This window comes from Parendozoicomonas sp. 2304DJ65-17 (genome assembly GCF_058148445.1).
The window spans coordinates 35,481-48,440 of the sequence record NZ_JBYVJV010000012.1; the positions used below are offsets into that span (position 1 = coordinate 35,481).

Sequence of the window (12,960 nt, forward strand, 5' to 3'; positions counted from 1 at the left end):
TCTTGTTGCTCTGGTGATTTTTCATCTCAGAACAGGGTCTGAATGAGTTACCACCGACTACAGCCGCCGTGTATTATGCGGCGACTGTACAGAGTGAGTCTGTCGTTATTTATTAACTCCTGGCACCGGATATACGGTGGGGTCATAGGGGAGTGTGATACCGAGCCCTTTCTCTTTAGCCAGCTCACAAACACGATGTGCGATAGCAATATCGTGGATAGCAAGACCGAGGTTAAAGTTGATAATTCGCTGCTCTTCAGAAGTACGTCCTTCCTTCAGGCCAGCCACAACTTCACCCAACTCAAGAGAAGAGGCAGGGATGTTGTACTTTCCATCCAGAAATGACGCTGCCTGCTCATGGCTGTCGGTGATCAGCAGATCGGCCTTATTCATCGCATCTTTTTCCCAGCCACCACCATGCACCGGCAGAACCAGGGCTCCTGGCTTAACATCATCCCAGAAGAAAATGGGTTCTTTCAGAACTCCAGTGCAGGTCATAACAATGTCGGAATCCTGAACGGCTTCGGCCACAGAGTTCACTGGCTGCACATTAATACCCAGCTCACGATTCATGTCCTCGGCAAAGCTTTCCAGCCCAGGCTTGTGAATATCAAAACCTTTCACCACTTCCAGTTCAGGGAACATGTCCTGCATCATCAGCATGTGGTAACGGGCCTGCATACCCGTGCCGACAATACCAATGCTGCGTACAGTTTTTGGAGACAGGTGTTGAGCAGCTACGGCTGTTACTGCCGCTGTACGCATGTTGGTAATCCAGCCACCATCAATGATGGCTGTAGGGGCACCAGTCTCAGCACTGTTGAGCACAATCAACCCCATAATCGCCGGCAGGTTTTGTTTGGGGTTATCAAAAAAACCGCTGACCCATTTGATGCCGGCTTCCCGGGTTTCTTCCAGGTAGGCAGGCATGGCATGAAGAAAAGTCTGCGGCAGGGGATGGATTCCCGGCTTGGGTGGATTCTCTACTTTCTTACGGCCGTGCTGAGCAAGAGCACCACCAACAAGCTCACGAAACTCCTGATTGGTTATGCCTGAAGAAAGAACATCTTTGGGTGTGAGATATAAAATTTCCATCGATAAATCCACTCTAATAATACTTATTCGATTTGTTCTTAGGGTCAGTGTTTCTATTGATAGCACTCTAAAGGTATGACCTTATGCTTCAGGTGCCTGTTGCCGAATCTGGCCAGATCTCAGCTTGTTAAAGGGAAAGGACACAGCAACGCCAACCCACACCATATACATGGCAATCTGTTTAAGCGGGCTAATTTCTTCATGGAAAACGGTCAGTGCCAGTACATACATCAATACCGGCTCGACATAAGTCATCAATCCTGCAGTTGTCAGCTGGCGAATACGTTTTACGCCCATGCCATACAACATCAGAGGCAGGTAATAGACAGGAACAATACACAGCAGCCAGACATCACTGCTCCAGCTTGCAGAAGCCAGAGAACTGCCAGTGGCAGAGCCTCCCCAGAGAATCAACAGGGACAAAGGGAGCATCAGTCCAACTTCTGCACTGAGTCCGCCCAGTTCGCTGACCTGGCCTTTTCGTTTCACTACGCTAAACAGGGCAAAGGCGACGGCAATAATGATTGTCAGCCAGGGAAGTTCGCCATTGGCAAAACAGTAAAATAGAAATGCAACTGTACAGAGGGCAGAAGATAGCCATTGCCGTGCCGTCAGTTTTTCCTGAAAAAAAATCAACCCTGCCACAATGGTGAGCACAGGGCTGAGAAAGAATGCCAGACTCACCGCCAGCAATTGTCCGTTAAGAGTTCCCCAGAGGTTTCCGTACCAGCTTGTTGAAATCAGCGCCGCTCCCAGCAGAGCCCAGCCAGCCTGAGAAAGAGAAGGAAGCTGGAAGCCCCCTCGCATCACATACAGAAGTGCAATAATCAGGACTGGCGCCGACAGCAGAACCCGCACGGCAAAAATTGTTGATGCGTCGTGTCCTGAAAGCTGCTGAAAATAGAGCGGTATCAATCCCCAGATCACAAAAGATGTGAGGGTTAACCACTCGCCCTGGTACCGAGTGTTCATAGGTTTTGTCTTTATAACTACAAAAGTGTTGTTAGATGCGAGCAGTACAGATGCTGATGTATTGCTGAATGTCTAGTCAGATACTGATGACTAAAACTGCATGAACAGACCGCTCTCTTATTTTTGTTTTCGCTGTGTCTGTTTGAGATTGTGCGGAATATCCAGACATAAAGACATTTGATATCATTTATAACTTCATAAATGACTTTTATATTTAAAGCCTCACAGTCATATGAACTTTAATCTCAGAAAGCTGGAAATTTTCTTTGAAGTGGCCCGCAGTGGCAGCATATCCAGAGCGGCAAAGCGCCTGTCATTAACACAGCCTGCGGTAAGCTACGCGATTTCGACACTCGAAGAAGAGGTCGGCTTCCTGCTGTTTAAACGGACAAAGTACGCCACCGAACTTACACCAGAAGCACGACACATGGCGGAAAGTGTCGACCAGATTCTTGCGTCCTGCCGGAACCTGGAACGTCTATCGAATGAACTGCGTCATGGTAGAGTTGGCAAGTTGCAGATTGGCTGTATGCCGGGGTTGTCCCACAGTTTTCTACCCAAAGTGATTTCCAGCTTTTGCAAAAAAAACCCTGAGGCGAAAGTCTCACTGAAGACTTACGACTCCAGCAAAGTTGTGCACTGGGTCAAAGCCGGACACTTTGATATTGGCATTGTTGAGCAGCCCAAGGCTGCCAACAATCTCAAATCCCACAGCTACCAGTTGAAGATTGTGTGCGCTGTTCATCGTGATTCTCCACTATCCCAGAAAAGCGCCATTACCGTGGAAGATATGCATGAGGAACCGATGATCACGCTGGAAGAAAATCACCCTGTAACCAGTGATATCAGCACCCTGTTTCGCAAAAACCACTGCCACATGAATATTATTGCAGAAACCCACCTTTTCCCTTCAGGCCTGACCATGGTGAACGAAGGCATGGGCTGCATGCTGGTTGACCCTGTTTCAGCTTCAGATTTTATACGTCGTAGCGACTGCAATATTGTCCTGAAGCCGTTTACGCCCGATATCACATTCGACATAGCGATAATACTTCCGGAGTTACATATTTCCTCCCGGCTTTGCCAAGCCTTTTATGACCAGGTGAAATCTGAAATTGATAACTTGGTTTCAGACAATGAACAGCTACATGTCAAAGCGATTTCTGACTGACTCAGCCATAATTCATCGCAATTGTTTCTAACGACTTATTCATCTAGACAAAATAGCCTATGATGCAAAAACTCATTATCGATACCGACCCCGGTATAGACGACGCCCTTGCCATCGCTACAGCCTTTGCTGACCCCAAAGCGGAAGTGCTGGCTCTGACCACTATTTTTGGCAACGCTTCGATAGACACCACCACCGAAAACGCCCTGCGCCTGCTGGAAGTCCTGGAGCAGGATGTTCCTGTTTACAAAGGCACATCAAAGCCTCTCATTCTTCCGCCGAAAGAGTTCCCGTCATTTGTTCATGGGGAAAATGGCTTTGGTGATATCCCTCAACCAAAAGCCAAAAAGAAAGCCGAGGCTACAAGCGCTGCCCAATATATTGTGGATATGGCGAACCGTTACCCCGGTGAAATCACCCTTGTTCCTCTTGGCCCGCTGACCAATATAGCCCTGGCTCTGGCTCTTGATCCCTCAATCGCCAGTAAGATTAACAAGGTTGTACTGATGGGCGGCAATCTCCATGTTCCTGGCAATATTTCTGCCGCGGCCGAAGCCAATATCTACTGCGACCCCCATGCTGCGGATAAAGTGTTTGAGGCTGACTGGCCGGTCACAGTTGTCGGTCTGGATGTCACCCATGAGGTTATCTCTACGCCAGATTACTTCGAGAAACTGGCACAGAAGCAACCAGTAAAGGGACAGTTTCTGAAAGATATCACTCAGCACTATCTGGACTTTTATCAGGATCACTACAACATTGGCGGCTGTCACGTCCATGATTCTTCCGCTATCGCCTGCGCCCTTCATCCGGAGTGGTTTGAAACCGAAACAGGTCAGCTAAGAGTTTTGTGTGATGAGCTGTATCGTGGAAAGCTGGTTATGCATAAGAGAAATGAGCTGGAATATCGCCATAATCCCTGGGCAAATCGCCCAAATATTGATGTAGCTGTAACGGTTGATACCGGTAAGGTTCATCACTGGCTGGAAGCAATTTTCGAATAAAAGATCAGGTTCAACATTCTATCCGGGAATAACCTCCGCCCTTTGCTAATCTGAATGGGATAGGCATTGAGAGCATCTGGCACGGAGGCCCGGATTCCATGAATAAAAGGCAAGGTTTTACCCTTATAGAACTGATGATTGTGGTCGCAATCATTGGCATTCTTGCTGCTGTCGCTATACCTGCATACCAAAGCTATACCCTTCGAGCCAAAATCTCAGAGTCCATCATTTTTCTCAAAGACATGAAGAGCGACCTGTACGAATCGTGGTACTCCAATGGAGCCTATCCTGCAGCCGTTCGTGATGTCCCCAAAGCCGCTTATGTGGATTCCGACTCTGAATATATTGATACCAAGCATTACAACTACAGTGGCTCAGCCTCAGCGGGTGATAAAGTGTGGGTTGCTATCGCTCTTGAAGAAACAGTTATAGATGACCCGGACCGAGGCATGCGTTCCATTCATATAGGTGCCAAGGCAGTTGATGGAGAACTGGTCTTTGTTTGCGGAATCTGGGGCAGCGTATCCTCAATTGATACTGGAGCCCTTCCACCAGGCTGCGACACGATTAACGTGAATTCTGCTCTCGACGCTCTATAGATTCCTTGATCAATTTCTTACTTGAAAGCCCACCTGCCTAGATGGGCTTTTTGATGGATTCTTTAAAACGTGCTGATCAAGAAAACTCATTTCACCGTCGATAAATCGTATTAAGGCTACCAACCTGATCCTCTGGCAGTTTCGGATCATGACAGGAAAATATTATGTTCAGAAACTGCCAACCAGTTGTGATAACTGCTGTTATTCACGTTATTGCCTTCACCTTTCTCTTCCCTGTTTCATCTGTAGCCGAAAACATCAAACCGGGCTGTGAGTTTCAACCACTTTCACCTTTTGCCTGGGGAGGGCAGCCCTTCCAGCCAGCCAGAGAAGAACGTTCATCTGCAGGCGTGTTAGAGACTGAACTGAACATAGCGTACGCCAGACATACAATCGCAGGCTGTGATGTGCATCTTCGGAATTACGATGGTCAGTTGGTTGGTAAAACGCTACGGGCAAAACCGGGCGATACCCTGAGGATTAAACTGAATAATCTGCTGCCAGAAGATCATCGCCCTGCCCCTGAAGATATTAATACTCCCCACAACTTTAATGTCACCAACTTCCACAGCCATGGCCTGCATGTATCACCGGCTGGCAATAGTGACAATGTACTGATTACAGTAAAGCCCGGCGAAAGCTGGGATATTGAGATTAATATCCCTGAAGATCACCCTACAGGCACCTTCTGGTATCACGCCCATGTTCATGGTTCCACAGCACTGCAGGTTTCCAGCGGAATGGCTGGCGCTCTGATTATTGAAGCACCCTACAGTCCAAAGAGTCTGGACAGCATTCCAGAAATCCAGAACGCCAAAGAAGATATTTTCCTGTTCCAGCACATCAGTTATGACCAGCAGGGTGAAATCGAAAACTACGATCACTTCTACCCCGGCTCATGGCAGCGAATCATGCGCCTCACCACAATTAATGGTCAGGTGATGCCTGAGCTGGTACTTCAACCCGGCGAAGTACGCCGCTGGCGAATGATTCATGGAGGCATCCGGGAAACTATTATGGTGGCGGTGGAGGAAGATCATCAGCCGGGGCAACCAACAACCAGAGATTCCCGCTGGCCAATGAATGAACTTGCGACTGATGGTTTATCACTGGGTTATATCAACCGCTGGCAAAAAATCGAGCTGCAACCCGGTTACCGTTCGGATGTGTTGGTAAAAGCCCCAAAACTGGCACAAGGCCAAAGAGAACGGGTATTTCATTTAGTGGATGCCTCTACAACACAACAAGCATCCCTGCGAGGTATTGCTGAACCTCGACGAGTGCTCGCCCGCATAGTTGTAAGGGGAGAAAATGCAGGAATGAGTATGCCCTGTAATGGCCGACTGCGCTGTTCAGAGCTGGCCCAAACTCGCCCTTATAGAAATATCGAAGATTATGAGCTCACCGGAAAGCCGCAGAATGCCGTATTCAGCATTGGCCGCAGATACTGCCCGGAAGAAGGTGGCCCCTGTCTGGAAAAATGTACTGATCTGAGCGAGGACGGCTGTGATGTGCGCTTTATGATTAACGACTGGCCGTTCTCACCAGACAGGGTACGAACCCTTGAACTGAACACTGCTTCCGAGTGGACGCTGGGTTCAACAGTCATAAATCATCCATACCATATTCATGTAAACGCCTTTCAATATGTACGCAAAAACCCCAGAGGTGAAGATGAAATAGTCTGGCGGGATACATTGTTGGTACGGGAAGGTGAAGAAATCAAAATCCGCAGCCGTTATGAAGATTTCACCGGTTTATTTGTTATGCACTGCCATATACTCGACCACGAAGATGGCGGCATGATGGAACTGGTAGAAATTCTGAATGAAAACGGTGAACGCGCACCACAACCCATGAACCATCATGGACATTAAATAATACTGTCAGGGAGAAACCGTCAGCATTTTCAGAGTATTGGTTTCTCCCACCACCGCCAGAGTATCGCCTTTGGTCATCAAAATATGATCCCCAGCCGATAACAATCCTTGGTGCTTTAATAGTTCAGTAGCTGCAGCATTTACCTCAGAGCCATTACTTTTACTGGTAGGATCAAACAGAAATGCTTCAACGCCTCGATAAAGAGCGACCTTTCGGCGTGTGGCTTCTGAACGGGTTAACGCAAAGATAGGCAATGCTGAGTTAATGCGAGACATCCATAACGGTGTATTGCCAGATTCTGTCAGGCAGACAATCGCTTTCACTTCATCCATATGGTTGGCGGTATACATAGTCGCCATTGCAATAGCTTCGTCGGTTCGAGTGAAGTTGCAATCAATACGATGGGTTGAAACTTGTGCTGCGGGTTGTTTCTCCGCTCCCAGGCAGATTCGGGTCATGGCTTCCACAACACTGTCCGGATGATCTCCAGTAGCGGTTTCCGCAGAAAGCATAACCGCATCGGTGCCATCAAGAACGGCATTGGCAACATCAAAGACTTCTGCCCGAGTTGGCAAACTACTAGTAATCATGGATTCCATCATCTGTGTCGCGGTGATAACCGGCCGGTTGTAGAGACGAGCCTGCTGGATAATCTGCTTTTGCACACCCACCAGCTCGGCATCACCAATCTCAACACCCAAATCACCACGTGCAACCATCACCGCATCCGAGGCCAGGATCACTTCATCCAAATGGGCAACAGAACTCACCACTTCCGCTCTTTCAATCTTTGCCACAAGCGCAGATGTACCACCAGCCTCAGATAGAAGCTTGCGAGCCTGATCCATATCCGAGCCAGACCGGGGAAATGAAACAGCCAGATAATCCATACCAATATCCGCAGCTGTTTGAATATCAGCCCGGTCTTTCTCGGTTAATGCTGGCGCAGACAACCCTCCACCCTGGCGGTTAATCCCTTTATTGTTGGAAAGCTGTCCACCATTAATAACGCGGCAAAAGATTCTGTCGCCATCAATACCTTCAACACTCAAGGAAAGACGGCCATCATCCAGCAGCAATATATCTCCCAGGCTGCAATCATCAGGCAAAGCCCGATAATCAAGTCCTACGCTTTGTTGATCGCCAGAACAGGAATCCAGCCCGGCATCCAGTACAAACTCTTCACCGGAAACAAGAGTTACAGGGCCATCCTTAAACCGGCCTATACGAATCTTAGGCCCCTGCAAATCTCCAAGAATGGCAACAGCCTTGTCGTGACGTTCGGCTATTTTACGAACCTGATTTGCTCGACGACGATGATCGTCTGGCTCACCGTGGGAAAAGTTCAGCCGGACAATATTTACACCAGCCTGAATCAGCTTTTCCAAGGCTTTATCGGAATCTGTTGCCGGGCCAAGGGTCGCCACTATTTTTGTGCGTTTTGAAGATTCCATTCCTGTCACTTAATTGCAGATGGCTTTAATTGACTATAACCATGTTTAGCCACATCACAATGGAATCTATAGCATCTTCGTTACAGTTCTGTTCTCTATCTGTACAGATACTTCCGGGCTTATAAAAAACAGTGTTCTATCACTTCACTGCTCTCGCCAGTAAGACGCACAGTTCTCGATAGGTTTTCCATAACAGGAACAACGACCCGCCACACAGGATTTATTAAATGCAGGCACTTGATGAACAATACGTTATAACATAACATTCCTCAGCTTTTTGTTACTTTATAACACTAATATTTTACTGCACCTTTCATTGCTGATGTTCTATCAGTGAATAGACAGGCACTGTGTGCAGTTATCCAGGGGGTCTGTTTTGTCTAGAGTTGCCTTTCGCAAGAAATCGTTGATCGCTTTAATTTGTGCTTCTGGCCCAATGTTGGCTTCAGCCTCTGCTACAGAGATGTTCGATCCAAAACTAAGCCTGATTCTTGATGGTCAATACACGACAGCCAAAAGTGCTTTGAGTGAGAGAGACAATGGACTTGGCATTGGCCATATAGAACTTGGCCTCAGCTCTAAACTGGGTGAGTATTTTTATGGCAAATACACCGGCACTCTGCACGAGCATGGCAGCAAAATTGAGTATGAAACTGAAGAGGCTTTTATTCAGACACTGGCACTGCCCCAGGGTTTCAGCCTGAGAGCGGGTCGTTTTCTTTCTGATGTTGGTTACCTGAACAGTCAGCATGCTCACTCTGATTCATTCTCCAGCCGCCCTGCTGTTTATCGTGGCCTGTTGGGTGACCATTATTATGATGACGGTGCCCGCCTGAGCTATGTCATGCCAACAGACATCTATTGGGTTCTGGGTAGTGAAGCATTCAGAGGCAAAAAAATGCGCGCCGAAAGTATTACCGACCCTGAATCTGTAGGCGTTTATACCGCATTCACCAAGATAGGCGCAGATTTTAATGAAGAAAACAGCTGGCAGCTGGGGTTGAGCTATCTTCGGAACAGAAATGGTGCCGGCATTTCAGAAGAAGAACATGAAGAGCACGACGACCATGATGATGATCACGATGAGCACGAGCATGAAGAAGCCGGTCATCACGAACAGGCCGGCCATAACCACAGTCACTCCCATGGTGCTGCCTACACAGGTAAGGATACTTATCTTGCTGAAGCTGTCTGGAAATGGGCTCCGGGTGGCAACTACAAGTATCAGAGCCTGACTTTATCTGGTGAATATCTGGTATCAAAAAATATCAGTAAAACAATTAAGGATAATAAAAAGCATGATGGCTTTTATCTGAGCAGTGTTTATCAGATATCACCAGAGTGGTTTACCGGGGTGCGTTACGGTGAAATCGAAGCATATGAGGCCCACGAAGGTCACTTTGATAAGCACACCCTAAGGGAGACCGACATAGTTCTTGGATGGACGCGCTCACACTCAACCACTGTAAAACTGCAATATACACATCAATCAGGGAAAGGCCTGCCCAGCATTAAAGGTGACATGCTGACACTGCAATTTACTATGTCATTGGGAGACCATGATGCGCATAGTTTCTAAAATCGGTCTGGTTACTGTATTACTCACTGGTTCCATTCAGGCTCAGGCAGATTTAAATATCTTTGCCTGTGAGCCTGAATGGGCTGCTCTGGCTAAAGAGTTATCACCAGACTCAACAGTATATTCTGCCACCACGGCAAAACAGGACCCACACCAGATCCAGCCTCGCCCCGGACTTATTTCGAAAATGAGGCGTACAGACCTTGTCGTGTGCTCCGGCGCTCAGCTGGAGGCGGGCTGGCTGCCCGTTCTCCAGCAGAAGTCAGGAAACAGCAAAGTACAGAGTCGACACGAAGGTTTGTTTTTTGCCGCTGACCAGGTTGAAACCATTGGAAAAGTAGAAAAATCCGGCCCAATGGCAGGAGATATCCATGAAGAGGGAAATCCCCACCTTCATCTGGATCCTTATCGAATGCTCGACATTTCAAAAGCGTTGGCCGAAAGGATGGCAGAGCTGGCTCCTGAAAATGGTCAACAATATTTGAACAATCAGAAAGCGTTCGCCAACAAGTGGCAGAATCAAATTACAAAGTGGGAGATACAAGCCAGATCTTTAAGAGGGGCCAACCTGATCACTTATCACAGCAACTTTGACTATTTGCTGAGCTGGCTGGGCATTAATAGTGTTGGCGATTTGGAGCCCAAGCCCGGAGTCCTCCCCTCAAGCCGCCATCTGGCAGAGTTATTAAAGAAAAGTCAAAACGTTGATGTAGATGCAGTTATCTATGCATCTTATCAAAATGCCAGAGGAGCAGACTGGTTGAGCAATCAATTGGGAGTACCTAAAGCTGAACTGCCCATGTCTGTTGGTGGTAATGATGAGAGCAAGGATTTAACAGGTCTATACGACAACCTGATTCAAACTCTGCTCAAAACAGTTTCAAGGTAATTATACTGGCAATGATTGATCTCGAAGTTGTTTCCCTTTTTCTGCCGGCTTTTATTGCCGGCATTCTGGTTCTTTCAACGCACTTTCTACTGGGTAGGCAGGTATTAAAACGTGGCATTGTCTTTATGGATCTTGCCATTGCCCAGATTGCAGCCATGGGAGCAATTGTTGCTTTTCAAATAGTTGGGGGCATGGGAGATGGACACAATCATCACCTGCTGACCGGGTACTCATCCCTACTGGGTGTGATCATGCCATTTGCTTTCTCTCTGAGTAGTGCATGCCTGATTGCGTTTTTATCCCGTTTTGTGGAGCAGGAGCTGGAAGCTATTATTGGCTGCCTCTATGTGCTGGCCGCATCTGCAATTACCCTGATATTGGCAAATAACCCTAATGGCGCTGAGCATATCCTAAAGACCCTCGGAGGACATATCCTTTGGTTAAGCTGGAGCGACCTGTTCTGGCCGGGGATACTGAGTGTCATCTTCTTGCTGATAACTACACTCATCCCTTCAGCTTTATCTGGAATCCTCTTCTACCCGCTGTTTGCTGTCATGATTACACTTAGTGTTCAGCTTGTGGGGGTGTATCTGGTATTCAGCATGCTGATTATGCCTGCCATTGCTGTTTCCAGGCTTTCGGACAGGCAAGCCTTAGCTGGCGGATATCTTTTAGGCACACTTGCAGTCATCATTGGTCTGATATCAGCGCATCACTATGACTTACCCGGAGGGGCTTCAGTCGTCGTGACAATGGCGGTGATTGGAATACTGCTTCGCAGCCTAACCTTCTTTCACAGTACTTCTTTTATAAAAGCCGCCCCATATAATGCCCAACAAAGTTCTAACCAACCGTCAGAAGCGACTGTCTATCAAGAGGAGAGTTCCAGTCAGTCATAACCAGCTCAGCAGTTGATCATTTTTTATGTATCTTGGGAAAACCGGTAGCAATCGCCAGTAAAGCCACAATCGCCAGAACCCACACATAATGAACTGCGCCAGCAATATCCAGAGGAGATACACCGGCTATAGACCCTGCCAGGAGAATCTGTGCCCCCCAGGGAATAACGCCCTGCACTACACAGGAAAATATATCCAGTAAACTGGCCGACCGGCGAGGATCAACATCGGCCTCCTCGCTCAAATCCCGGGCAACCTCTCCGGAAGCCAGTATTGCTACAGTATTGTTGGCAGTAAACAGATTGCAGACAGAAACTAATACCGCAATTCCCAGTTCAGCGGAACGTCCGGTCAGTTTGCCGCCATGGGAAAATAATTTACGGGCCACGGCTGTTAACCAGGCTTTACCACCGCCTTCGGTCATCATTCGGCTTAAGCCACCAATAAACATTGAGAGCACCATAATCTCAATCATGCCCTCAAAGCCGCGGTAAGCATCATCACCAGCGGTACTGAAGTTGTAATCCCCAAGAATAATTCCCAGAATCGTGGAGAACACAATTCCGCTCATCAACACGGCCAGCACATTCACACCACTAATCGCCAGCCCAAGAACAACGATATAGGGCAACACCAGCCAGGGACTCTCAACATCTGAATGAACGATCTCCCCGCCTTGCCCGAGAGATAACAGTAAGATAATTGTCACCAGTGCTGCTGGTAGGGCAATGCGGAAATTGAACAGCAGCTTATCCCGCATATTACAGCCCTGAGTACGAGTTGCGGCAATGGTGGTGTCTGAGATCATCGACAGGTTATCGCCGAACATAGCGCCACCCACAACAGCTCCAACACACAGCCCAACTCCAAGATCAGTACTGTCTGCAATACCAACGGCCACCGGGGCAATGGCCGCTACCGTTCCCATGGATGTTCCCATAGCTGTGGCGACAAATGCTGAAACCAGAAACAGGCCCGGCAAAAGGAAAGGTGCGGGCAAAAGCTTAAGCCCCATAGACACAGTGGCATCAACACCACCTATGGCACTGGTAACCTGGCTGAATGCTCCGGCCAGCAAAAACACCATACACATGGTGGCAATATTGATATCTGCCACGCCTTTCAGAAAGGGATGAATGCGATCTTCCAGTGCACCTTTGGCCAATAACACGCCAACAACCATCGCGGGCAGTGCCGCTACAGGGGCTTTTATCTGGTAAAAGGCATACTCCGTTCCCTGAAAATAGTGGTACAAGCCTCCGCCGAAAAAGATCGCGACAAAAACACAGAGGGGGAACATGGCCAGACCATTGGCCGAAGGGGTGGAATTCATGCCTTGAGTGAACCGTTTTTATAAAGAATGCGATAGGAATAGATTAAGAGGAACATTGTAGGCGTCTCTCCCGGAAGCACCTGC

At 48.0% G+C, this 12,960-nt stretch carries 11 protein-coding genes; 7 read left to right on the top strand and 4 right to left on the bottom strand.

The features are described 5' to 3' along the window. Nucleotides 1-105: 105 nt before the first annotated feature. On the bottom strand, nt 106-1,095 hold the full coding sequence (locus tag ACY2RR_RS21895; protein ID WP_490110323.1) for an ornithine cyclodeaminase family protein: 990 nt from the start codon (nt 1,093-1,095) through the stop codon (nt 106-108). Nucleotides 1,096-1,176: 81 nt separating this feature from the next. Continuing rightward, nucleotides 1,177-2,067: an EamA family transporter gene (locus tag ACY2RR_RS21900; RefSeq protein ID WP_490110324.1), complete on the bottom strand. Its 891-nt coding sequence runs from the start codon at nt 2,065-2,067 to the stop codon at nt 1,177-1,179. Between the two features lie 232 nt (nt 2,068-2,299). On the opposite strand from ACY2RR_RS21900, the gene ACY2RR_RS21905 reads away from it, so the two are divergent. From ACY2RR_RS21905 to ACY2RR_RS21920, 4 genes are all read left to right on the top strand, one after another. Then, nucleotides 2,300-3,238, top strand: coding sequence for a LysR family transcriptional regulator (locus tag ACY2RR_RS21905; RefSeq protein WP_490110325.1), 939 nt, complete (start codon nt 2,300-2,302; stop codon nt 3,236-3,238). A gap of 59 nt (nt 3,239-3,297) precedes the next feature. Next, nucleotides 3,298-4,242, top strand: coding sequence for a nucleoside hydrolase (locus ACY2RR_RS21910; RefSeq protein WP_490110326.1), 945 nt, complete (start codon nt 3,298-3,300; stop codon nt 4,240-4,242). Between the two features lie 98 nt (nt 4,243-4,340). Continuing rightward, complete coding sequence (locus ACY2RR_RS21915; protein ID WP_490110327.1) at nt 4,341-4,841, top strand: type IV pilin protein; 501 nt, start codon at nt 4,341-4,343, stop codon at nt 4,839-4,841. Between the two features lie 164 nt (nt 4,842-5,005). Further along, a complete protein-coding gene (locus tag ACY2RR_RS21920; RefSeq protein ID WP_490110328.1) occupies nt 5,006-6,718 on the top strand; it encodes a multicopper oxidase family protein in 1,713 nt (570 codons plus the stop codon). Nucleotides 6,719-6,727: 9 nt separating this feature from the next. On the opposite strand, the gene pyk is transcribed toward ACY2RR_RS21920, so the two are convergent. Beyond that, nucleotides 6,728-8,176 (bottom strand): pyruvate kinase, encoded by a 1,449-nt coding sequence (pyk, locus tag ACY2RR_RS21925; protein WP_490110329.1) that lies wholly within the window; start codon nt 8,174-8,176, stop codon nt 6,728-6,730. 376 nt (nt 8,177-8,552) lie between these two features. Here pyk and ACY2RR_RS21930 point away from each other — a divergent pair, with 376 nt between their 5' ends. Genes ACY2RR_RS21930 through ACY2RR_RS21940 form a run of 3 tightly spaced genes read left to right on the top strand, consistent with a single transcriptional unit; the run spans nt 8,553 to nt 11,543 of the window. After that, complete coding sequence (locus ACY2RR_RS21930; RefSeq protein WP_490110330.1) at nt 8,553-9,755, top strand: hypothetical protein; 1,203 nt, start codon at nt 8,553-8,555, stop codon at nt 9,753-9,755. Next, nucleotides 9,736-10,644, top strand: a complete 909-nt coding sequence (locus tag ACY2RR_RS21935; protein WP_490110331.1) for a metal ABC transporter solute-binding protein, Zn/Mn family — start codon at nt 9,736-9,738, stop codon at nt 10,642-10,644. Before ACY2RR_RS21930 ends, ACY2RR_RS21935 begins: the two co-directional genes overlap by 20 nt. 11 nt (nt 10,645-10,655) lie before the next feature. Further along, nucleotides 10,656-11,543, top strand: a complete 888-nt coding sequence (locus tag ACY2RR_RS21940; RefSeq protein ID WP_490110332.1) for a metal ABC transporter permease — start codon at nt 10,656-10,658, stop codon at nt 11,541-11,543. Nucleotides 11,544-11,559: 16 nt separating this feature from the next. On the opposite strand, the gene ACY2RR_RS21945 is transcribed toward ACY2RR_RS21940, so the two are convergent. Next, nucleotides 11,560-12,876, bottom strand: coding sequence for a Na+/H+ antiporter NhaC family protein (locus tag ACY2RR_RS21945; protein ID WP_490110333.1), 1,317 nt, complete (start codon nt 12,874-12,876; stop codon nt 11,560-11,562). Nucleotides 12,877-12,960: the final 84 nt, after the last annotated feature.